A 23124-nucleotide genomic window follows, 5' to 3' on the forward strand; every position below is an offset into this window, starting at 1 on the left:
CGCTCCTTCGATGGAGCGGCCAGGAGAAGTCATGTCTTCCATCGACACGCAAAAGCTGTCGAACGCCATTCGCTTTCTTGCCATCGACGCCATCGTGCGCGCGGGCGAAGGTCATCAGGGCGTGCCGCTCGGCATGGCGGAAATCGCCACGGCGCTGTTCACGCGGCACATGAAATTCAATCCCGCCGATCCGCAATGGCCCGACCGCGATCGTTTCGTGCTCTCGAACGGCCACGGCTCGATGCTGCTCTATGCGCTCTTGCATCTCACGGGTTATGCGAACTTCGGCATCGAGCAGATACGGACGTTCCGCGAGATGGGCTCGCATTGCGAAGGCCATCCGGAATTCGACACGGCCTCGGGCATCGAGGTGACGACCGGCCCGCTCGGGCAGGGCATCGCGAACGCGTTCGGCATGGCGGTGGCCGAGGCGTATCTCAACGCGAAGTTCGGCGCGGGCATCGTCGATCACTACACGTATGCGTTCGTCGGCGATGGCTGTCTGCAAGAGGGCGTCGGACAGGAAATGATCTCGCTCGCCGGGCATCTGAGGCTCGGCAAGCTGATTCTGTGCTGGGACGACAACCGCATCACCGACGACGGCAGCACGACGCTCTCGATCAGCGAGAACGTGAGCGAGCGTTTTCGCGTCGCGGGCTGGCATGTGGTCGAAGTGGACGGGCACGATCTCGAAGCCGTGTCGGATGCGCTGGCGCAGGCGAAGGCCGATCCGCGTCCGTCGATGCTCGCATGCCGCACGACGATCGCACGCGGCATCGCGCGTCTGCAAGGTCAGCGCGGCGGACACAGCGGACGTCTCTTCGACAAGGACGCCGACGCCGCGCGCAACGCGATGAACTGGCCGCATGCGCCCTTCGAGATTCCCGACGACGTGCAGCACGCATGGCGCGAAGCGGGACGTCGCAGCGAAGACGAATATCGCGCATGGCGCGAGCGTGTCGCTTCGTTGCCCGCGCCTGCGCGCGCCGAGTTCGACCGCATCCAGGCCGGCGAATTGCCCGAAGGATGGCGGCAAACGCTGGAAACCTACAAGCGCGATGCCGGAACGCGCGATGAAGCGCCGGGCGGCATCATGATTTCCGCCGAGATCAACGATCTCCTCGCGAACGTGCTGCCCGAACGCATGGTAGGTTGCGCCGATCTCGAAGCGCCGACGAGCCACAAGCGCAGCCTGCGCGCATTCACGGTCGAAGATCGCGGCGGCGCTTATGTCCATTGCGGCGTGCGCGAGCACGTGATGGGCGCGATGGCGAACGGCATGGCCGCGCACGGCGGCGTGATTCCGCTCACCGTCACCTATCTCGCGTTCTCCGATTACGAACGCCCCGCGATGCGCATGGCCGCGCTCATGGGCCTGCCGGTGAAGTTCGTCTTCAGCCACGACTCGATCGGCGTCGCCAAAAACGGGCCGACGCATCAGCCCGTCGAGATTCTCGCGTCCCTGCGCGCGATGCCGAACATGTACGTGTTCCGTCCCGCCGATGCCGTCGAGGCCGCCGAATGCTGGATGCTCGCCTACGAGCGCACGAGCGGCCCGAGCACGATGGTGTTCGCGCGCCAGGCGCTGCCGCTCGTGCGTACGAAGCACGAGGACGACAACCGCTCGGCGCGCGGCGGCTACGTGCTCGCCGAGGCCGAAGGCGGCGTGCGGCGCGTGACGCTCATCGCGACCGGCTCGGAGGTCGCGCTGGCGCTCGCGGCGCGCGAGCAGTTGCAGGCGGCGGGCATCGCGACGGCGGTCGTGTCGATGCCCTGTTGCGAACGCTTCGACGATGAGGACGCGGCGTATCGCTCGGGCGTGCTCGGCGCGGACACCGTGCGTGTCGTGGTGGAAGCGGCGGTGCGCTTCGGCTGGGACCGCTACATCGGCGAGCGCGGCGGCTTCGTCGGCATGAAGGGCTTCGGCGCTTCGGGGCCGGCCGAGGCGCTCTACGAACATTTCGGCATCACGCCGCGGCATATCGTCGAAGAAGTGCAGCGGCATCTTTGAATCCCGAACAGCAAGGAAAGAGCATGCAGAAGATCGTTTTTCTGGACCGCGAGACGCTCGCGCCGCAGATCCGCCTGAAGCGGCCCGCGTTCGAACACGAGCTCGTCGAGTTCGAGCGCACCGCGCCCGATGAAGTGGTGGCGCGTCTCGCGGGCGCGAGCATCGCGATCACCAACAAGGTCGCGCTCACGGCGGAGGTGCTGGACCAGTTGCCGGAGCTCAGGCTCATCGCGGTGGCCGCGACGGGCACCGATTGCATCGACAAAAGCGCGTGCGAACGGCGCGGCATCGTCGTCTCGAACATTCGCGGCTATGCGGTGAACACGGTGCCCGAGCATACGTTCGCGCTGATGCTCGCACTGCGGCGCAATCTGGTCGCCTATCGCGACGACGTGCTCGAAGGCGAATGGCAGAAGGCCGGGCAATTCTGCTTTTTCAATCATCCGATTCGCGATCTGGGCGGCGCGACGCTCGGCATCATCGGCGAAGGCGTGCTCGGGCAGCGCGTCGCGGAAATCGCCCGCGTGTTCGGCATGCGGCCGATCTTCGCCGCGCACAAGGGACGCGAGGGACTCGGCCCGCTCTACACGCCGTGGGACGAAATGCTCGCGACGAGCGATGTCATCACCATTCACAGCCCGCTCACGCCGCACACGCGCGGCATGCTGTCGACGGCCGAATTTCGCGCGATGAAGAAGAAGCCTCTCATCATCAACACGGCGCGCGGCGGGCTCGTGGACGAAGCCGCGCTCGTCGAGGCGCTCGATGAAGGCTGGATCAGCGGCGCGGGCTTCGATGTGCTCGCGACCGAGCCGCCCGCGCCCGGCAATCCGCTGATGCGCGTCGCGGGACGGCCGAACGTGATCGTGACGCCGCACGTCGCGTGGGCATCGGATGAAGCGCAACAGACGCTCGCGGATCAGTTGATCGACAACATCGCGGCATTCGTGGCGGGCGCGCCGGTCAATGTCGTGCGCTAAAGGCCAGCCATGAACGTGACCTTCATCGGCCTCGGCGCAATCGGTTTGCCGATGGCGCAGCGGATCAGCGCCTCGGGCCATGCCGTGACGGGCGTCGATCTGTCGAGCCGCGCGCGCGGGCTCGCGCAGGAAAGCGGCCTCGCCGCCGTCGATGGCTTCGCGGATGCGCCAGCCGCCGGCGTCGTCGTCGCGATGGTGGCGACGCCGCAGCAACTGGCATCGCTCGTCGATGGCGTCGGCGCGAACCTTGCCGGTCAGACGTGGGTGATCATGTCGACGGTCGGCCCGGACGCCGTGCGTCGAGAGGGCGAACGGCTGGCGGCGGCGGGCGCGCGGGTGATCGACGCACCCGTGACGGGCGGCACCGCGCGCGCGAAGCGTGGCGAACTCGTGATCTTCGCGGCGGGCGCGCAACGCGACATCGACGACGTGCGCCCCGTGCTCGACGCGATGGGCACCGTGCGCATCACAGGCACGAAGCTCGGCGACGGACAGGCGATCAAGCTCGTGAACCAGCACTTGTGCTCGGTGCATATCGTCGCCGCGGCGGAGGCGCTGAATCTGGCGCGCTCGCTCGGTCTCGATCCGGCCGCCGTGCTCGATCTGGTCGAAAAAGGCGCGGCCGGTTCGTGGATGCTGTCCGATCGCGGGCCGCGCATGCTGCAAGGCGCCGACGTGACGGTGACCAGCGCCATCGACATCTTCGTGAAGGACAGCGATCTCGTGGTCGCGGCCGCGCGGGCGTGCGGCGCCGACGTTCCGCTGCTTTCCGTCGCCAATGCCCGCTATCACGCCGCAGCGGAGGCGGGCCTCGGCGCACGCGACGACAGCCGCGTCATCGACACCTGGGACTGAGCGCCGCGGCCATCGACAACACCAATACTTTCGATGCGGTTACGCGGACTTCCGCCATGACGTGACACGCCCGCTGTTCGCTTCCTTCAGAAGAACTATAGTTAAAGCTCACAAAAACGGAGGCACCATGATTTCGTGCAAACGTCACCTCTGGATCCGTACGATCCTGGCCGCAAGCTTGCTTTATCTCCCGATGGCTCACGCGCAACTCGGCAACCTTCTCGATCAGGGCAAGAGCAGCGGCGCGGGTGGCGCGCTCGGCAGTCTCGGCGGATTGAGCAGCGGCATGTCGCTCGACTCGCTGAGTTCCGGCAGCACGAGCAATGTCGCCGGCGTGCTCGAGTTCTGCATCAAGAACAACTACCTCGGAGGCGGCGCATCGTCGGTCAAGGACGGGCTCATGAGCAAGCTCGGCGGTTCGGCTTCGAGCGACAGCGGATACACCAGCGGCGCGAAGGGAATCCTCGATAGCGGCAACGGCAAGCAAGTCGATCTGAGCGGCGGCGGTCTGAAGGAACAACTCACGAAGCAGGTTTGCGACAAGATTCTCGCTCAGGGAAAGTCGTTGCTGTAACGGTCGTGATCGAGCGGCGTTTATTTGATGTTCTCGTTCCAGTAAGCCTCGATCTGCCTGACGAGAACGGGTGGCAAGGAGACGTAGTGCTCGGCATCGGCGTCGGCCTGTCCTTCGTTGAGCGCCCATCTGAAGAACGCGAGCGCGGCTTTCAACGCGGCCGGGTCCTTCGCCTCTCGCGGCACGAGAACGAACACCACGCCGGCGATCGGCCATGCGTTCTCTCCGGGCGCGTCCGTCACGATCTGATAGAAGTCCGGCTGCTGAGTCCAGTCGGCGGCGGCAGCGGCTGCGCTGAAGCTCGCCCGCGATGGCTCCACGAAGGCTCCGCTCCTGTTCTGCACGGCGGTGAAGGCCAGATTCCGTTGCAGCGCGTAAGTCAGTTCGACATATCCGATCGAGCCTTCCACGTTCTTGATGTACATCGCGACGCCGTCGTTGCCGGCCGCGCCGACGCCGGTCGGCCATTTGACCGTCGTGCCCGCGCCCACGCCGCTCTTCCATGCAGCGCTGCTCTGCGAAAGGAAGCTGACCCAGTTGAAGGTGGTGCCCGAACTCTCGTTCCGATGCACGACGACGATCTTCAGATTCGGAACACTGACGTTCGGATTGAGCGCGACGATGGCCGGATCATTCCAGTTGACGATCTTGCCAAGGTAGATGTCGGCGAGCAGCGGCCCGGTCAGACGAATCTGCCCCGGACCTACGCCCGGAAGATTGACGACGGGAACCACGCCGCCGATCACGACCGGGAACTGCGCCAGTCCCGCCGCTCGCAGTTCCTCGGGCGCGAGCGGCATGTCCGATGCCCCGAAAGTCACTCTCGCTGCCTTGATCTGGCGGACGCCGTTGCCCGATCCGGTAGGCTGGTAGGCGACTCGCTGACCGGTTTTCGTATGGTAGGTATCCGCCCATTTCAGCAACAGCGGGTAGACGAATGTGGAGCCCGCGCCGGAAATCTCCGCGGAAAATGCGATCACCGCATGGCACGTGGCGAGGCAGAACGCGACGGCAAGAAGCAGTCGCCTTGAACCGGTCAGTTTCTTGTTCATCGTTGAGACCCTCGACATGCTTTGCGCGGTACGGGACGATGCGTTCCGGAACGTCATGACGCGGCCATTCGGCCGCGCCCTCAAAGTCACTGTTTCTGATCTTAGGATGTGCGGACGATTTTCCCAATGCCATTGCTTTGCGATCGGGAGCCATCGGAAAGATCGTTTCCGAATCGAACGAACGCTCGTGTTTGCAGATGGAAGCACTCGCGCAAGAAGATAAACTGGCTTGCAACGCTCGATGCCATCGACCGCTCTCCACTACGCCAGGATTCCATGTCATCTGCAGCAGCTCGCTTGCCGCGCGTCGGCCTGCTCTTCTCCCTCGCTCCGTTCCTGCGGCCTTATGCCGGGCGCTGGGCGCTCGCGTTCCTGGCGCTCGTGACGTCCGCGTGCGCGACGCTGGCGTTACCGATGGCTTTCAGATACCTGATCGATCGCGGATTCGCGAGCGGTGACCGGACGCATATCGACCGCTATTTCATCGCGCTTTTCGTCGTCTCGCTCGTCCTCGCGGGCGCGACGGCATTGCGCTTCTACTGGGTATCGTGGCTGGGCGAGCGCGTGACGGCCGACTTGCGGAGCGCGGTCTACGATCACATCATGCGAATGAGCCCGCAGTTCTTCGAGACGACACAGACGGGCGAAGTCCTCTCGCGCCTCACCACCGACACGACGCTGATCCAGACGGTAGTGGGCACCAGCCTGTCGCTCGGATTGCGCGATGCCTTGCTGACGGTCGGCGGCATCGCGATGCTGGTGACCACGAGCCCTGTGCTGTCCGGCTACATCATCGCTGTGCTGATCGTGGTGGTCGCGCCTATCGTCTTCTTCGGACGGCGCGTGCGGCGGCTTTCGCGCGCCAGCCAGGACAAGGTCGCGACCGCGAGCGCGCTGGCGGGCGAGGTGCTCAACGCAATGCCGACTGTGCAGTCGTACACGCAGGAAACATTCGAGGCAAAGCGTTTCGGCACGGCCGTGGAATCCGCGTTCGAGACGGCGCTTACGCGAATCCGCGCCCGCGCAGGGTTGACGGCCGTGGTCATCGTGTTCGTGTTCGCCGCCGTCGTCTTCGTGCTCTGGCTCGGCGCGCAGGCCGTGCTCGCGAAACAGATGACGGCGGGCCAGTTGTCGCAGTTCATCCTGTACGCGGTGTTCACGGCGGGCGCCGTCGGCACGCTCGCCGAGGTATGGGGCGATCTCCAGCGCGCCGCCGGCGCAACCGAACGTCTCATGCAGCTTCTGGCCGCGCGCTCGCCCGTCACCGAGGCGGCAACGACCACGCCGATGCCGGCCGCCGGCGAAGGCATCCGCTTCGATGACGTGAGCTTTTCCTATCCTTCCCGCGAAGGCATCGCGACGCTGTCCGGATTCTCGCTCCATGTCCGACCGGGCGAGCATGTCGCGCTCGTCGGGCCATCGGGAGCGGGCAAGACCACGCTGTTCCAGCTGCTGCTGCGCTTCTATGATCCGCAGTCCGGAAGCATTTCGATCAACGGCGTCGCGACACGGCACATGTCGTTCGGCACGTTGCGCCGGACGGTCGGCGTCGTGTTGCAGGACTCGGTGATCTTTTCGGGAAGCGTATTCGACAACATCCGTTACGGCATGCCCGACGCGACGCTCGCGCAAGTGCGGCACGCCGCCGACATGGCCGCCGCTGCCGGTTTCATCGAACAGCTTCCGCAGGGCTACAACACGTTTCTCGGCGAGCGCGGCGTGAGGCTGTCGGGCGGGCAGCGTCAGCGCATCGCGATCGCGCGGGCGATCCTTCGTGATCCACCCATCCTGCTGCTCGACGAAGCCACCAGCGCGCTCGATGCGGCGAGCGAACGACTCGTGCAAACGGCGCTGGACAACGCCGCGCAGAACCGCACCACGCTCGTCATCGCGCATCGGCTGGCGACTGTCCAGCAAGCCGACAGGATCGTCGTGATGGAACAGGGGCGCATCGTCGCGCAAGGCCGGCACGCCGAGTTGCTGCGAAGCTCGCCGCTCTACGCGCAACTCGCGGCCCTGCAATTCGGCGAGCAGGCCGTTGCCGCTCGCCGGGACTTCAACGCTTTGCGTTGAGCCTTCGCCACAACGTCGTCTTGCTGATGCCGAGCGCCTTGCAGACGGCGTCCCGATCGCCACCGAACGCGGCAAGCGTCGCACGGACCTGATCGGCTTCCACCGAACGGCTCAGGTCACGTAGCGACAGATCCGCGCTCGCCTCAGTCCTGAGTTCGGACAGCTCGGGCGCGATCGCCAGCAGGTCGTCGAGCGTCAACGCAAGGGGTTGCCCCGTGTCGACGTCCATGTCCGGAATCTCCACGGCAATGCGCTCGACGATGTTCTGCAACTCACGAACGTTGCCGGGCCACGGATAAACGCAGAGCGCCTGCTCCAGCGGCGCGAGCAGGCGCGCTGCGTCGTCGCGGCCGGGCACGCGCTGCGCAAGCGCCTTGTCGCGTCTCGCGGCCTGCATCAGCAGTTCCGTCGCGAGCGGCAGGATGTCGCTGGATCGCGCGCGCAACGGCGGCACCGCGACGCTCAGGATATTGATTCGATAAAACAGGTCGGCCCGAAACGACCCATCCGCGACGCCTTCCGCGAGCGTGCGATGCGTCGCGGCGATCACGCGGATATCGACGCGCGTCGGTTCCGTCGATCCGAGGCGTATCACTTCTCTTTCCTGCAGCACGCGCAGCAGCCGGCTTTGCAGCGAAGGCGGCATCTCGCCGATCTCGTCGAGAAACAAGGTTCCGCGATGCGCCGCTTCGATCAACCCGGCCTTGCCGCCCTTGCGCGCGCCCGTGAACGCGCCTTCTTCGTAGCCGAACAGCTCGCTTTCGAGGAGCGCCTCGGGGAACGCGCCGCAGTTCATCGCGACGAACGGAAAGTCCTTGCGGCGGCTCAGGCGATGCATGCTCTGCGCGACCATTTCCTTGCCGGTGCCGCTTTCGCCGAGAATCAGCACGGTGGCGTCGGACTTCGCGTAGCGGCGCACGAGCGACCTCACGCGCTCGATCGATTCCGACTCGCCGACGACGTCCTCCAGCCGATAGCGCGCGACGAATTCCTGCGCGCCCTGCCGCGATCGCAGCGTTCGGTCGAGACGTTCGACCGCGCGCGATTCCTGGAACGTGAAGATCGTGCCGCCCGCTGCGCCATCGCTCGCCAGCGGTCCGCGATGAATCGCGTAGCTCACGCCGCGCACCGCGCCGAACACGTCGCCATCGGCGACGGGCAACACGCCGTCGAGTTCGGGCGCGACATCAAGCAGCGCACGGCCGACCGCGCGCGATGCGTCGGCGATGCCGAGCGCGGTCGCGAGCCGGCGATTGATCGCTTCGATGCGGCCGCCCGCATCGACCGCGACGACGCCATCGCGAAGATGCTGCAACAGGTTGTCGAGCCGATTGCGGCGCGCGACTTCGCGGCGCATCGCCTGCGCGACTTCCAGCGCGGTCTCGAACGCCGCGACGACGGATGTGCGCGAATACAGAAACACCGAGCTCATGCCCGCGTCGGCGGCCAGGTCCGCGACGAGGCCGGGGCCGACCACGACATCGACGCCGCGATCGCGCAGATCGAGCACGAGGCTCTCCGCGTCCTGCGCCGAGCGATACGATTCGCAGATCATGTCGATGCCGTAAGCGGCGAGAAACCGGCGTATCTCGGCGGGCGTGTCGCCGTGCGTGACGAGCGCGACGCTCGCGCCCTCGCGTCGCGCCTTCGTGAGCGCGTGCATCACGTCGAAGCCGGTCGGGCTGATCACGACGACCGGCACCGACACGCGGCTCTTGAGATAAGCGCCGTTCGAGCCGCCCGCCACGACGACATCGGGCCGCTCGTCGCGCGCGCCTTCGATGCTGTTCGCGGCGTCCTCGTAGCCGAGCGGGACGACGTCGAGTTCGGCGCGATCGGCATAGGCGCCGGCGATATCGATGAACAAATCCCGGAGCCGGCTGATACCGACGGCCCAGATGCGCGGGCGAGACGCGGTTTCCGTTTGCATGATCTTCTGCGGTGAATGAAACGATGGAACTCATTTAGTATGCAACATCCGTTTCAGATTCGAAATCCGGGATTTCATCCGTGAAAGCACTTACGTTCGGTCAAATTTTGCTTGTGCTGCAAAATCAATGACTTGCAGAAAGGGTTTGCCCTGGCAAGCAAATTGCATTAATGAGCCGACTTCATCAGGAGACAAAACGTGAGTTCCGAATTTCAGTCCGCACAGACCGCAGGCGCGCGGTTCCGCCAGGCCGTCCGCGACGAAGCCCCGCTTCAGGTCGTCGGCGCGATCACCGCGTACGCCGCGAAGATGGCCGAAGCCGTCGGTTTCAAGGCGCTCTATCTGTCGGGCGGCGGCGTGGCCGCCAATTCGCTCGGCATGCCCGACCTCGGCATCAGCACGATGGAAGACGTGCTTATCGACGCGCGCCGCATCACCGACGCGTCCTCGCTGCCGCTGATGGTCGATATCGACACGGGCTGGGGCGGCGCCTTCAACATCGCGCGCACGATCCGTTCGTTCATCAAGGCGGGCGTGGCTGCCGTTCATATCGAGGATCAGGTTGGGCAGAAGCGCTGCGGTCATCGGCCGGGCAAGGAAGTCGTGCCGACGAGCGAAATGGTCGATCGCGTGAAAGCCGCCGTCGATGCGCGCACCGACGAGTCGTTCGTCATCATGGCGCGCACCGACGCCGCGGGCGCCGAAGGCATCGACGCGGCGATCGAGCGCGCGGTCGCGTATGTCGAAGCAGGCGCCGACATGATCTTCCCCGAAGCGATGAAGACGCTCGACGACTATCGCCGCTTCAAGGCCGCCGTGCGCGTGCCGATTCTCGCGAACCTGACCGAGTTCGGCTCGACGCCGTTCTTCACCGTCGATGAACTGAAGGACGCGAACGTCGATATCGCCTTGTATTGCTGCGGCGCGTATCGCGCGATGAACGCCGCCGCGCTCAACTTCTACGAGACCGTGAAGCGCGACGGCACGCAAAAGGCCGCCGTCGAAACGATGCAGACGCGCGCCGATCTGTACAAGTATCTCGGCTATCACGCCTACGAAGACAAGCTGGATCAGCTTTTTGCAGCAAAGAAATAACCCTTGTGAAGGAGACGAAATCAATGAGCGAAGCAGACAACAGCACCGCAGGCGCATTCAAGCCGAAAAAATCCGTCGCGCTGTCCGGCGTGACGGCGGGCAATACCGCGCTGTGCACGGTCGGCAAGACCGGCAATGACTTGCACTATCGCGGCTACGACATTCTCGATGTCGCGACCACTTCCGAATTCGAAGAAATCGCGCATCTGCTGGTGCACGGCAAGCTGCCGAATGCGGCCGAACTGAAGGCGTACAAGACGAAGCTCAAGGCATTGCGCGGCCTGCCCGCGAACCTGAAGGCCGCGCTGGAATGGATTCCCGCGTCCGCGCATCCGATGGACGTGATGCGCACCGGCGTCTCCGTGCTCGGCACCATCCTGCCCGAGAAGGACGACCACAACGTGCCGGGCGCGAAGGATATCGCCGACAAGCTGATGGCCTCGCTCGGCTCGATGCTGCTGTACTGGTATCACTATTCGCACAATGGCAAGCGCATCGAAGTCGAAACGGATGACGATTCCATCGGCGGGCACTTCCTGCATCTGCTGCATGGCGTGGCGCCGTCGAAGTCGTGGGTCGATGCGATGCACGTATCGCTGAACCTGTATGCCGAGCACGAGTTCAACGCATCGACGTTCACGGCACGCGTGATCGCCGGCACCGGCACCGACATGTATTCGGCGATCACCGGCGCGATCGGCGCGCTGCGCGGCCCGAAGCACGGCGGCGCGAACGAAGCGGCCTTCGACATTCAATCGCGCTACGAGACGCCCGACGAAGCCGAAGCCGACATCAAGCGCCGCGTGGAGCACAAGGAAGTCGTGATCGGCTTCGGCCATCCGGTGTACACGATCTCCGATCCGCGCAACAAGGTCATCAAGGAAATCGCGAAGAATCTGTCGAAGGAAGCGGGCGACACGAAACTCTTCGATATCGCCGAGCGCCTCGAAACGGTGATGTGGGACGCGAAGAAGATGTTCCCGAATCTCGACTGGTTCAGCGCGGTTTCCTATCACATGATGGGCGTGCCCACAGCGATGTTCACGCCGTTGTTCGTGATCTCGCGCACGTCGGGGTGGGCTGCGCACATCATCGAGCAACGCATCGACAACAAGATCATCCGGCCGAGCGCGAATTACACCGGTCCGGAAAACCTCGAGTTCGTCCCGCTGGCAAAACGCGCCTGAGGCACATCGAACCCCCTTGACGTTGATACGCGAGATACGTGAGGGCTTCGGGCTCCGCTGCCACACCCGGCAGCGGGCCCCTTTTTTTGCCGCAATCGATGCGAAAGCCGCTGATGACCGATACGCGAGTTGAGCGTAACCTCTCCTCGAACCGTAAGGCCAGCGGCGCTTAGAATAGACCGAATTATTAAACGAAGGGGTCTCCCCACAGTACCCTTCGAGCGTGGCATCTGAAAGACCATGCAATGACCGAGACACCGCGATGAATACTGCAAACCGCAAACCCCTGCCCGGCTCCTCGCTCGATTACTTCGACGCGCGCGCCGCCGTCGAAGCCATCGCGCCGGGCGCCTATGACAAGCTGCCCTACACCTCGCGCGTGCTCGCGGAGAATCTCGTGCGCCGCTGCGATCCGGCGATGCTCGAACAATCGCTGATGCAGCTCGTCGAAAGGAAGCGGGAGCGCGATTTCCCGTGGTTCCCGGCGCGCGTCGTGTGTCACGACATTCTCGGACAGACCGCGCTCGTCGATCTCGCTGGCCTGCGCGACGCGATCGCGGACCAGGGCGGCGATCCGGCCAAGGTGAATCCTGTGGTGCCGGTGCAACTCATCGTCGATCATTCGCTCGCGGTGGAATGCGGCGGCTTCGATCCGGATGCGTTCGCGAAGAACCGCGCCATCGAGGACCGGCGCAACGAGGATCGCTTCGACTTCATCAACTGGACCAAGAAGGCGTTCAAGAATGTCGATGTGATTCCGCCGGGCAACGGGATCATGCATCAGATCAATCTTGAGCGCATGTCGCCGGTCATTCACGCGATCGACGGCATCGCGTATCCGGATACGCTCGTCGGCACCGACAGCCATACACCGCACGTCGATGCGCTCGGCGTGATCGCGATCGGCGTGGGCGGGCTCGAAGCCGAAAACGTGATGCTGGGCCGCGCGTCGTGGATGCGCCTGCCGGATATCGTCGGCGTCGAGCTTTCCGGCAAGCGTCAGCCCGGCATCACGGCAACCGATATCGTGCTCGCGCTCACCGAATTCCTGCGCAAGGAAAAAGTTGTCGGCGCGTATCTCGAGTTCTATGGCGAAGGTGCATCGAGCCTCACGCTCGGCGACCGCGCGACGATCTCGAACATGGCGCCCGAATACGGCGCGACCGCCGCGATGTTCTACATCGACGAGCAGACGATCGAGTATCTGCGTCTTACCGGCCGCGAGGACAAACAAGTGAGCCTCGTCGAGCAATACGCGAAAACCGCGGGACTGTGGGCCGATTCGCTGACGCATGCCGAATATGAACGCGTGCTGCGCTTCGATCTGTCGGCGGTCGTGCGCAACATGGCCGGGCCGTCGAATCCGCACAAGCGCCTGCCCGTTTCGGAACTGGCGGCGCGCGGCATCGCGGGCAAATGGGAAGACACGCCGGGGCAGATGCCGGATGGCGCGGTGATCATCGCGGCGATCACGAGCTGCACCAACACCAGCAATCCGCGCAACGTGATTGCGGCCGCGCTCCTCGCGCGCAATGCGAATGCGCAAGGCCTCACGCGCAAGCCGTGGGTGAAATCGTCGCTCGCGCCGGGCTCGAAAGCGGTCGAGCTGTATTTGCAGGAAGCCGGTCTGCTGCCGGATCTGGAACAACTCGGCTTCGGCATCGTCGCGTTCGCCTGCACGACGTGCAACGGCATGTCCGGCGCGCTCGATCGCGCGATCCAGCAGGAAATCATCGATCGCGATCTGTACGCGACCGCCGTGCTCTCCGGCAATCGCAACTTCGACGGCCGCATTCATCCCTACGCGAAGCAGGCGTTTCTCGCGTCGCCGCCGCTCGTCGTCGCGTACGCGATCGCGGGCACGATCCGCTTCGACATCGAACGCGATGCGCTCGGCATCGGCGCGAACGGTCAGCCAGTGTATCTGAAAGACATCTGGCCGAGCGACGAGGAAATCGACGCCATCGTCAAACAAAGCGTGAAGCCGGAACAGTTCCGAAAGGTCTACGAGCCGATGTTCGCGCTGACCCCGGCGAGCGGCGAAGCCATCAGCCCGCTCTACGACTGGCGCGCGCGAAGCACGTACATTCGCCGCCCGCCGTATTGGGAAGGCGCGCTTGCGGGTGAACGCACGCTCACGGGAATGCGCCCGCTCGCCGTGCTCGGCGACAACATCACGACGGACCATCTCTCGCCGTCCAACGCGATCCTCGCGAACAGCGCGGCTGGCGAATACCTCACGAAAATGGGCTTGCCGGAGGAAGACTTCAACTCGTACGCGACGCATCGCGGCGACCATCTGACGGCCCAGCGCGCGACCTTCGCGAATCCGACGCTCATCAACGAAATGGCGATCGTCGACGGTCAGCAGAAGAAGGGCTCGCTCGCTCGCATCGAACCGGAAGGCCGAGTCACGCGCATGTGGGAAGCGATCGAAACGTACATGGAGCGCAAGCAGCCGCTCATCATCGTCGCGGGCGCGGATTACGGGCAAGGCTCGTCGCGTGACTGGGCCGCGAAAGGCGTGCGGCTCGCGGGCGTCGAAGCGATCGTCGCGGAAGGCTTCGAGCGCATTCATCGCACGAACCTGATCGGCATGGGCGTGCTGCCGCTCGAATTCAAGCCGGGCGCGAATCGCCAGACGTTCGCTATCGACGGCACCGAGACCTATGACGTGATCGGCGAGCGCAAGCCGCGCGCGGATCTCACGCTCGTGATCCGTCGCGCGAACGGCGAGCGTGTCGAGGTGCCGGTGACGTGCCGCCTCGACACGGCCGAAGAAGTCTCGATCTACGAAGCCGGCGGCGTGCTGCAACGCTTCGCTCAGGACTTCCTGGAGTCGTCGAAGGCGGCGGCCTGACATCGGACGCCATCTCTCTCACAAGGAATCACATGGCACACGCACCACAGATCAAGATCGCCGCGACCTACATGCGCGGCGGCACCAGCAAGGGCGTTTTCTTTCGCCTGAACGATTTGCCCGAAGCGGCGCGCGTGCCCGGAGCCGCGCGCGATGCGCTCTTCCTGCGCGTGATCGGCAGCCCGGACCCGTATGGCAAGCAGATCGACGGCATGGGCGGCGCGACGTCGAGCACGAGCAAGACGGTCATCGTGTCGAAGAGCGCGCGGCCCGGTCATGACGTCGATTATCTCTTCGGTCAGGTCGCCATCGACAAGCCGTTCGTCGACTGGAGCGGCAATTGCGGCAATCTTTCCGCGGCCGTTGGACCGTTCGCGATCGCGGGCGGCCTCGTCGATCCGGAACGCGTGCCGGACAACGGCGTCGCGATCGTGCGCATCTGGCAGGCGAATATCGGCAAGACGATCATCGCGCATGTGCCGATGATGAGCGGCTCGGTGCAGGAAACCGGCGACTTCGAACTGGACGGCGTGACCTTCCCCGCCGCCGAAGTGCAGCTCGAATTTCTCGACCCGGCAGCGGAGGAAGAAGGCGCGGGAGGCGCGATGTTTCCGACGGGCAATCTCGTCGACGATCTCGACGTTCCGGGCATCGGCACCTTCAAGGCGACGATGATCAACGCGGGCATTCCGACGATCTTCGTGAACGCGGATGCCATCGGCTACAAGGGCACCGAGCTTCAGGACGCGATCAACGGCGACGACGCGGCGTTGAAGCGCTTCGAAACCATTCGCGCATACGGCGCGCTGCGCATGGGGCTCATCAAGAGCCTCGATGAAATCGCCACGCGTCAGCACACGCCGAAGATCGCGTTCGTCGCGGCCCCGGCGGAGTATGTCGCATCGAGCGGCAAGCGGATCGGCGCGGACGATGTCGATGTCCTCGTGCGCGCGATGTCGATGGGCAAACTGCATCACGCGATGATGGGCACGGCTGCCGTCGCGATCGGCACGGCGGCGGCGATTCCGGGCACGCTCGTCAATCTCGCGGCGGGCGGCGGCGAGCGCCAGTCGGTGCGCTTCGGGCATCCGTCGGGCACGTTGCGCGTCGGCGCGGAAGCGGTCGAAGCGAACGGCGAGTGGCAGGTTAAGAAAGCCATCATGAGCCGCAGCGCGCGCGTGCTGATGGAAGGCCGCGTGTGGGTTCCGAACGTGTTGCCGGATTGATCGGCGTTTGTTTCCGGTCGTGGGCGCCTCCGAATCGCACGCTCGTCTGTGACGCAGGCGTCATTGAGTCGAGCCGAGTCGCGTAGAATGAAAACGCCGATCTCGGTCTTCGACTCCGTGCGACAGGACATCCCATGCTGCAGCCATTTGCGTCATCAGAGCCGTTCACGATTGGCGTCGAACTCGAAGTTCAGGTCGTCAACACTCACGACTACAACCTGACCAAGGCGACCACGGAGCTGCTGAATCGCGTAAAGGAAGAGAGCTTCGCGGGGGCGATCAACCCGGAGACGACCGAAGGGATGATCGAGCTGTCGACCGGCATCTGCAAGGACTTCGATCAGGCGCGCAGCGAATTGCAGGTGCTGCGCGATACGCTCGTCCGGGCGGCGGACTTTCTGAACGTCGGCGTGTGCGGCGGAGGCACGAACTTCTTCCAGAACTGGTACGACCAACGCTCCGACGGGCGCGAGCGCTCGGAATACCTCATGGGTTTGTATGGAGCGCTGTACCAGCAGTTCACGATCTTCGGCCAGCACGTACATGTTGGCTGTCCCGATCCCGATTCGGCGCTCGTTCTATTGCACTCGCTTTCGCGTTACGTCCCGCACTTCATCGCGCTCGCGGCTTCTTCTCCATTCGTGCAGGGCAGCGATACGCAGTTTCAATGTGCGCGGCTCAATTCGGTCGCGCCATTTCCCCTGGCGGGGCAAGCGCCTTTCATGACGAGCTGGTCCGAATTCGAAGAGTACTTCGATCGCATGACGAACACGGGCCTCGTCAAAAGCCTTAAAGACTTCTACTGGGATATTCGTCCAAGCCCCGGTTACGGCACGATCGAAGTACGTGTGATGGACACGCCGCTGCGTGTCGAATGGGCCGCGGCGATTGCCGCTTATATTCAGGCGCTCGCGCGCTATCTTCTGATCGACAAGCCTGTGCGCCTCAGCGAGCGGGACTATGAAGTGTATCGAACCAATCGCTTCATGGCCTGCCGCTTCGGACTCGACGGCACCTGCGTGAATCCGCATACCGGGCAGCGCGATACGATCCGGGGCGAGATTCTTGCCACGCTCGACGCAATCGCGAGCCATGCGAAAGTGTTGGGCGCCGAGGAAGGGCTCGACATCGTCAGGCGTACCGTGACGTCCGGTTTGAGCGATGCCATGTGGCTGCGCCGAATCTACGGCGCGCACGATTCATTGCATGAAGTCGTGCGTCAGCAGTGCCGCGTATGGCGTGGCGCGCAGGCGCTCGAATAGACGCCCCGCACGCCACGTTTCGCATCCGCGATCACATCAGATTGCCCCACTCGTAGTCCACCCTGTCCGGCCGCAGCCGAAACATTCCCGCGCCGGGCGTGAACGTCAGTTCACCGAAATAGATTGCGTCATTCGAATCGTAGAGATCGACCCGCACGAATTCGAAATCGCTGGCCAGCGTGCGCGCAACCGATAGCAGCGCGTCCAGTTTCTCCGGCCGCGGGTCCGGCGTTACGCTGCGCTTGTAGTGGCCCATCGAGATGTCGAGACGGTTCCAGTCAGCGTCGTATATATCGCCGCGCGGAGATTCGCCGAAGCGGTCCGAGATCACGAGGATGAAGATTTTCGGGTCGCCCGACTGCTTGTTGAAGACATGAAACTTCAGATCGGGTGGAACCTTTCCATCCGGTTCGACAAGAAGCGCCTCGAAGAAAATGCGCCGCTCGATGGTGCGGTAATGCCGCTCACGCGCGATCGCATAGAAGTCGGTCGACAGCCAGCTTTGCGCCAGCGCATCGAGTTTTTCGAACGTCGTGGTGCTCTTGTCCTTGACGAGATGCACGAAGCCGCTGCCGTGGTTCGCCTTCATGACGAACGCCGGCGGCAGAGCATCGAAAACATCTCTCGTGAAATCGGACGGCTCGGCGACGAGCGGTACGAGATACTCGCTGCCGATCTTATCGGCAACATATTCTCGAACCTTCAGCTTGTCGGTAAGGTCGCCAAAGCGCGGATCGGGTTCGAGGCAGCGTCGAAGAATCTTTTCATTGAATGTCGTCGGATGGCGCATCTTCGGAAAGCGCCCGATCCTGCGACGATGATAAATACTCAAATACAGGTTGTCGGGCAACCAGTCCCGTACGCTGTGGATCAGCGCCTTTGAGAGAGTCATGCACTCGCCTCCAAATTTCCTTACACGTCAGACGAAATCGCTTCCGCCCATGCTTCGGCTGCGCCTTGAGCGTACCGCGTTTATCGAGGCGTTGTTTGCTGAAGGACGACACTTCGATCACAACCTTAATTTTCTGCTGAAGCGCCGACCCGCCGTATGTACGCGACCGCACACACTTGCAAACCGCGTTATCTGAACTCGTATCCAACGGTAGTTTTGCTTGCGACTACGACACATCGACGCTACATTGCCTCTGCCGGCGAAACAGATGGCCGGACCGGTTTCTCTCTTTCGATGAATCGCTGAGCTTCATCGGCGTGCGCCGACCGATACGCATCCGGTCATTCAACCGCACGCCGCAGCGACAGGCGTCAACACTTGCGTCAATCGCATCGGTACCGTCTCGACGGGCAAGCGTCTTCTTGCGCCGGAGCGGATCGCGATGCTTCCGATGCCGGATGCACGCCACGCATGCATCGCGCATGCGCCCGCAGTGCAGCCCGCAGCACCTTCAGAAATCCATCCAAGGGGCGGAGTCGACACATGCTCAAAGAGAAACATATGCATACGCGCTGGATCGCCGGCGCACTCTCGGGCGCAGCGCTTGCATTGCTTGCCGCTTGCGGCGGTGGTGGCGGCGGCGACAGTACTTCGAGCAACGGCTCGAGTTCGCCCGCAAACTCGGGCGATACCGGCGCGAGTGCACCGGCGCCGGCATCCACGCCGACAACGCCCACCACACCGACCCTCGCCGCGGCGACCGCCGTCCTCGACGGCACGACGCTCGGCACCGCGCAATGGAACGACGGCTCGACATCCTCCGGCGGCACTGGCCAGGCGGTCAGCAACCTCACCTGCACGGTGGCAGGTAACAAGTACAGCTACGCGCATCTGTCGATCTATCAGGACGGCAAGCAGCTCGCGTTGCCGGCGAACATCGGCAGCGTGGCGCCGACCATGGCGCTGCAGCGGGGCTGTGTCTATCCGGTCCACACGGTCGATGCGTCGGGCAAGATTCGCATGGACGTGACGTCGAACGGCACGTACACGCTGGGTCAATTCTTCGCCGTATGGGGTCAGCCGCTCAGCACCACCAACGTGGCAGGGATTACCGGTGCCGTGACCGCCTGGGTCAACACGGGCGGCACGCTCACGAAATACACCGGCGATCTCGCGAGCCTCGCGCTGCCGCAGCACGGCGAAGTGACGCTCGTCATCGGAACGCCGCCGGCGCAGATCGCTACATATACATGGACCGATCCGCCGCCGTTCACATCGACCGTCACCACGCTCTCTTTCGGCGGCGTCGTGGGCAGTGCGTTCTGGGCGGACGGCATGACGGCGACAGGCGCCACGGGCGCGCCGGTGGATGGCGTGATCTGCGCGGCGGGCATGGCCGAAACCTTCCACGTGCACTCGCATGTCGCCATCTTCAAGGACGGCCAGTGGCTCGCGTTCCCGAAGAACGTCGGCATCTTGCCGCAGTGCAACTACGAGATGCATACGCATGACAATACCGGCATCATCCATATCGAAACACCGAACGTGAAGACATTCACGCTCGGCCAGGTTTTCGATATCTGGGGACAGCCGCTATCGAGTACGAACGTCGCGGGTATCACGGGCAATATCGTGGTGTATATCAACGATAACGGCGATGTCCGTCGATACATGGGCGACCCGCGCAACATCGTGCTGACTTCGCTGCGGGACATCACGTTCCAGATCGGCACGCCGTTGCCGTCGCTTCCGACGTACTCCTGGTACGAACCGCAGTAACTTCGCGGACGAACGCCGCGGCGCGAGCCGCGGCGTTTTTCATTTTGCGCGAACATCTATCGTGCTTCAGGCATCCTCGCCAGTCGTTTCTCCCGAGACTGCGCACGCTCACGGCAGGACCCGCGATGTCTGTGCGGTACTGCATTGAACGATGGTGCGCAAACTGTTATGTTTTCTGCAGCGCAGTCTCTGCGAGCATATTCACGATGCGCACGCCTTCTCTATCCGCAGCGGAAATGCGCTCGCGCGAGTACCTGTCATGGCAGAGATGAGCACGGTACGACATTGCGTCGCCGGGCGCTGCGCGCTCAATGCATCGAACACGACGTCGAGTGATCTCACGTCGAGTATGATGATTTAACTTTATGCCTCGATTCACAGGGTTTTCTGTCGTGTCATCGACTGTTGCACCCTGATAGCACTTCGCACCGCCGTGTTTCTGAATAGGCCTTTCCAAGGAGACTTCGACGTCGTGAAGATACTGATCGCGAACACCCTCTACTTTCCGGATGAACCCGGAGGCGCCGAGATATCGACGCGGCTTCTCGCCGAGGGCCTGGTCAGAGCGGGCATCGAAGTCTGCGTGGTCTGCGCGACAGGCACGGGCGCCGACCGTGTCGACGATGTGAACGGCGTGAAGGTGTATCGGCTACGTTCGGTCAATCTTTACTGGCCGCATGTGCGAGAGAAGCACGGCCGCGTCGCGAAGCTCATCTGGCATGCCATCGATGTGTATAACGTCATCATGTCGCGCAAGCTGTCTAGCATCATCGCGCGCGAAAAGCCGGACGTCATCAGCACCAGCAACCTGTCTTGCCTCTCCGTCGATATCTGGCGGCTCGCACGCAATGCCGGCGTGCCGATCGTGCATACGGCGCGCGACTATTATCTGATGTGTCCGACGGCCATCATGTTCTCTCATGACAAGCCGTGCCAGCGGCAGTGCGGCGTCTGCGCGGTGTATGCGCAGCCCAAGCGCGTCGCGTCGGCGCGCGTCGCGGCCGCCGTGGGCGTCAGCCGCTTCGTGCTGCAAAAGCACCTGGAAAGCGGCTACTTTTCGCGCGCGGCACGCACGGCGGTCATTTACAACGCCTGCGAGTCGAACGAAGATTCGAGCTTGCCGCAACGCACGCGCCGTTATCGCGGTGGTCCGGTGCGGCTCGGCCTGCTCGGGCGGGTGTCGAAAGAGAAAGGGCTGGAAGTGCTGCTCGAGCAACTGCTCGGCGACGACACGCTGCAATGGACGCTCGCCGTCGGCGGCCACGCGGATGCGGACTACCTCAGTGCGATCAAGGCGAAGTACGACGACCCGCGCATCGAGTATCTCGGCCGTGTGAACCCCGATGAATTCTTCAATGGCATCGATATTCTCGTGGTGCCATCGATCTGGAACGAACCGTTCGGTCGCGTGACGGTCGAAGCGTATTCGCACGGCGTGCCCGTCGTCGGTGCAAACACCGGCGGCATTCCCGAGGTCATCGAGCCGCGCACGAATCTGGTGTTCGACATGGCGCGTCCATGGACGATCATCGGCAAGTTGCATGAAGCGATTGCGCTGCTCGAAGACCCGGACGTACACGAGCGTCTGCGCGAATACGCCGGGCGCTTCAACGTGGATGCGATGGTCGATGCTTATCGGGCGCTATATGAAAGCGTGCTCACCGAGCAGGCCATTCCGCGCGTCGTATGCCCGTGAACCTCGCCTACTTTTGTCGAGGCCCACATCGTTTTTACAGGTAGCCGGATCGAAGTATTGATTCACCTGGAACCTGGAAAGTAAGCAGAAGCACGCAAATTGAAAAACTGCGATGCCTCAAGCTTCGATGGGGTAAACTGGTCCGCACAGCTCGTAGTAAGTTTGATCAGTTCGCCCGGTCACATTCATATTGTTTTCGTTTGCCGACCGGATCGAGATGACGCGGCGCCAACTGTTAGCCGTCAGGCCATACGCAGGAATACAGGAGCCGCGACTCATGAAGGGACACACGACCCGTCGAATCATCGGGAAGCGCTCATCAGGCTGTGGCTTGCGCGAAGACCTCCAGACCGTCAAGCCGTCGGCTCGCATCGATCCGCATCTTCTTCATACGCCGTGAAAGTACTGATCGCGAACACGTTATATTTTCCAGACGAGGTCGGCGGCGCCGAAGTTGCGACGCGACTCCTTGCCGAAGGACTGGTCAAGGCCGGTGTAGAGGTGTGCGTAGTCTGCGCCACCGGCTTCGGCGAGGACCGCAGCGAGGAAGTCAACGGCGCGAAGGTCTATCGTCTTCGATCGAGCAATCTCTACTGGCCGCATGCTCCCGGCGAGCATTCCCGCGTCGCCAAACTGATATGGCACGCGATCGACGTGCGCAACACGGCCATGTCGCGAAAGCTCGCCGACATCATCAGGCGCGAGAAGCCGGACATCGTGAATACGGCCAATCTCTCCTGTCTTTCCGTCGATGCGTGGCGCGTCGCGAGCAACGCAGGCGTGCCGATCGTGCACACCATCCACGACTATTATCTGCTGTGCCCCACGGCGACCATGCTGACCGGCGGAAAGCCTTGCCCGAGTCAATGCGGCGTGTGCTCGCTGTACGCAAAGCCGAAGCAGCTCGCGTCCGCGCAGGTCAACGCGGCGATCGGCGTGAGCGGCTTCGTGTTGCAGAAGCATATCGAGAGCGGTTTTTTTTCGCGTGCCGCGAAGACCACCGTCATCAACAATTGCTATAAGCCGACCCTGGATTCAGCAGCGAAGCAGTATTCGAAGCGAGTCGAAAACGCGCCATTGAAACTCGGCATGCTCGGACGCGTGCTGCCCGAAAAAGGCCTCGAACTCCTGCTCGAACAACTGCTCGCGGATCAGACGCTCAACTGGACGCTCGCCGTCGGCGGAACCGGCGATCCGGACTACGTCGAAAGCATCAAGACGAAATACGCGGACCCGCGCGTCACTTTCCTTGGCCGGGTGGACCCCTCCGATTTCCTGAGCGGTATCGATATTCTCGTGGTGCCGTCCGTCTGGAACGAACCGTTCGGGCTCGTGGTTCTCGAAGCGTACTCGCACGGCGTGCCCGTCGTGGGGTCGAACCTGGGTGGCATTCCCGAGATCATCGAGCCGCATTCGAATCTCCTTTTCGACGTTGCCCGCCCCGAGACGATGATCGGCAAGATTCACGAAGCGAGCGCCTTGCTCGACGATCCTTCGGCGCATGATCGGCTGCGCCAGCATGCCAGGAAGTTCAGCCACGATGCGATGATCAACGCGTACGTCGAATTGTACGAAGGGATGGTTTGCGTCGAAGAGCGAAAGCCGTCGATGGCTACAGGACGGGAAGCGAACTGAAGCCGGGTGGGTTAGAA

General features: G+C 63.3%; 16 protein-coding genes. 13 read left to right on the forward strand and 3 right to left on the reverse strand.

Annotated features, from left to right (window positions below):
• Window positions 1–31: 31 nt before the first annotated feature.
• From tkt to ACEN42_RS36445, 4 genes are all read left to right on the forward strand, one after another.
• The gene (gene tkt, locus ACEN42_RS36430; protein WP_371882471.1) at window positions 32–2011 is read left to right on the forward strand and encodes a transketolase; all 1980 of its coding nucleotides are present in this window, start codon (window positions 32–34) and stop codon (window positions 2009–2011) included.
• 23 nt (window positions 2012–2034) lie between these two features.
• Window positions 2035–2991 carry a D-2-hydroxyacid dehydrogenase gene (locus ACEN42_RS36435; protein WP_238214041.1) on the forward strand — a complete coding sequence of 319 codons (957 nt, stop codon included), beginning with the start codon at window positions 2035–2037 and terminating at the stop codon, window positions 2989–2991.
• 9 nt (window positions 2992–3000) lie between these two features.
• Window positions 3001–3846, forward strand: coding sequence for an NAD(P)-dependent oxidoreductase (locus ACEN42_RS36440; RefSeq protein ID WP_371882472.1), 846 nt, complete (start codon window positions 3001–3003; stop codon window positions 3844–3846).
• A 127-nt stretch (window positions 3847–3973) separates the two neighbouring features.
• Window positions 3974–4420, forward strand: coding sequence for a DUF2501 domain-containing protein (locus ACEN42_RS36445; protein ID WP_238214039.1), 447 nt, complete (start codon window positions 3974–3976; stop codon window positions 4418–4420).
• Between the two features lie 20 nt (window positions 4421–4440).
• On the opposite strand, the gene pstS is transcribed toward ACEN42_RS36445, so the two are convergent.
• Window positions 4441–5472 carry a phosphate ABC transporter substrate-binding protein PstS gene (gene pstS, locus ACEN42_RS36450; RefSeq protein WP_371882473.1) on the reverse strand — a complete coding sequence of 344 codons (1032 nt, stop codon included), beginning with the start codon at window positions 5470–5472 and terminating at the stop codon, window positions 4441–4443.
• Between the two features lie 276 nt (window positions 5473–5748).
• Here pstS and ACEN42_RS36455 point away from each other — a divergent pair, with 276 nt between their 5' ends.
• Window positions 5749–7545: an ABC transporter transmembrane domain-containing protein gene (locus ACEN42_RS36455; protein ID WP_371882474.1), complete on the forward strand. Its 1797-nt coding sequence runs from the start codon at window positions 5749–5751 to the stop codon at window positions 7543–7545.
• On the opposite strand, the gene prpR is transcribed toward ACEN42_RS36455, so the two are convergent.
• Window positions 7529–9475: a propionate catabolism operon regulatory protein PrpR gene (prpR, locus tag ACEN42_RS36460; protein WP_371882475.1), complete on the reverse strand. Its 1947-nt coding sequence runs from the start codon at window positions 9473–9475 to the stop codon at window positions 7529–7531. The two genes, ACEN42_RS36455 and prpR, sit on opposite strands and share 17 nt — an antisense overlap.
• Window positions 9476–9673: 198 nt before the next feature.
• On the opposite strand from prpR, the gene prpB reads away from it, so the two are divergent.
• The 5 genes from prpB to ACEN42_RS36485 all read left to right on the forward strand — a co-directional run bounded on the left by prpB (window position 9674) and on the right by ACEN42_RS36485 (window position 17105).
• Window positions 9674–10570: a methylisocitrate lyase gene (gene prpB / locus ACEN42_RS36465; RefSeq protein WP_238286309.1), complete on the forward strand. Its 897-nt coding sequence runs from the start codon at window positions 9674–9676 to the stop codon at window positions 10568–10570.
• A 23-nt stretch (window positions 10571–10593) separates the two neighbouring features.
• A complete protein-coding gene (gene prpC, locus ACEN42_RS36470; RefSeq protein WP_371882476.1) occupies window positions 10594–11757 on the forward strand; it encodes a 2-methylcitrate synthase in 1164 nt (387 codons plus the stop codon).
• 262 nt (window positions 11758–12019) lie between these two features.
• On the forward strand, window positions 12020–14617 hold the full coding sequence (gene acnD, locus ACEN42_RS36475) for a Fe/S-dependent 2-methylisocitrate dehydratase AcnD (protein WP_371882477.1): 2598 nt from the start codon (window positions 12020–12022) through the stop codon (window positions 14615–14617).
• Window positions 14618–14649: 32 nt separating this feature from the next.
• A complete protein-coding gene (prpF, locus tag ACEN42_RS36480) occupies window positions 14650–15843 on the forward strand; it encodes a 2-methylaconitate cis-trans isomerase PrpF (protein ID WP_371882478.1) in 1194 nt (397 codons plus the stop codon).
• A 134-nt stretch (window positions 15844–15977) separates the two neighbouring features.
• On the forward strand, window positions 15978–17105 hold the full coding sequence (locus tag ACEN42_RS36485) for a YbdK family carboxylate-amine ligase (RefSeq protein ID WP_187602953.1): 1128 nt from the start codon (window positions 15978–15980) through the stop codon (window positions 17103–17105).
• A gap of 31 nt (window positions 17106–17136) precedes the next feature.
• On the opposite strand, the gene ACEN42_RS36490 is transcribed toward ACEN42_RS36485, so the two are convergent.
• Window positions 17137–17997: an ATP-grasp fold amidoligase family protein gene (locus ACEN42_RS36490; RefSeq protein ID WP_187602952.1), complete on the reverse strand. Its 861-nt coding sequence runs from the start codon at window positions 17995–17997 to the stop codon at window positions 17137–17139.
• A 543-nt stretch (window positions 17998–18540) separates the two neighbouring features.
• On the opposite strand from ACEN42_RS36490, the gene ACEN42_RS36495 reads away from it, so the two are divergent.
• From ACEN42_RS36495 to ACEN42_RS36505, 3 genes are all read left to right on the forward strand, one after another.
• Window positions 18541–19776 carry a hypothetical protein gene (locus tag ACEN42_RS36495; protein ID WP_371882479.1) on the forward strand — a complete coding sequence of 412 codons (1236 nt, stop codon included), beginning with the start codon at window positions 18541–18543 and terminating at the stop codon, window positions 19774–19776.
• A gap of 472 nt (window positions 19777–20248) precedes the next feature.
• The gene (locus ACEN42_RS36500; RefSeq protein ID WP_371882480.1) at window positions 20249–21472 is read left to right on the forward strand and encodes a glycosyltransferase family 4 protein; all 1224 of its coding nucleotides are present in this window, start codon (window positions 20249–20251) and stop codon (window positions 21470–21472) included.
• 396 nt (window positions 21473–21868) lie between these two features.
• Window positions 21869–23107, forward strand: coding sequence for a glycosyltransferase family 4 protein (locus ACEN42_RS36505; RefSeq protein ID WP_371882481.1), 1239 nt, complete (start codon window positions 21869–21871; stop codon window positions 23105–23107).
• Window positions 23108–23124: the final 17 nt, after the last annotated feature.

Origin of the sequence: Caballeronia sp. S22, assembly GCF_964261745.1 — a bacterium.
Lineage (GTDB): Bacteria > Pseudomonadota > Gammaproteobacteria > Burkholderiales > Burkholderiaceae > Caballeronia > Caballeronia jiangsuensis.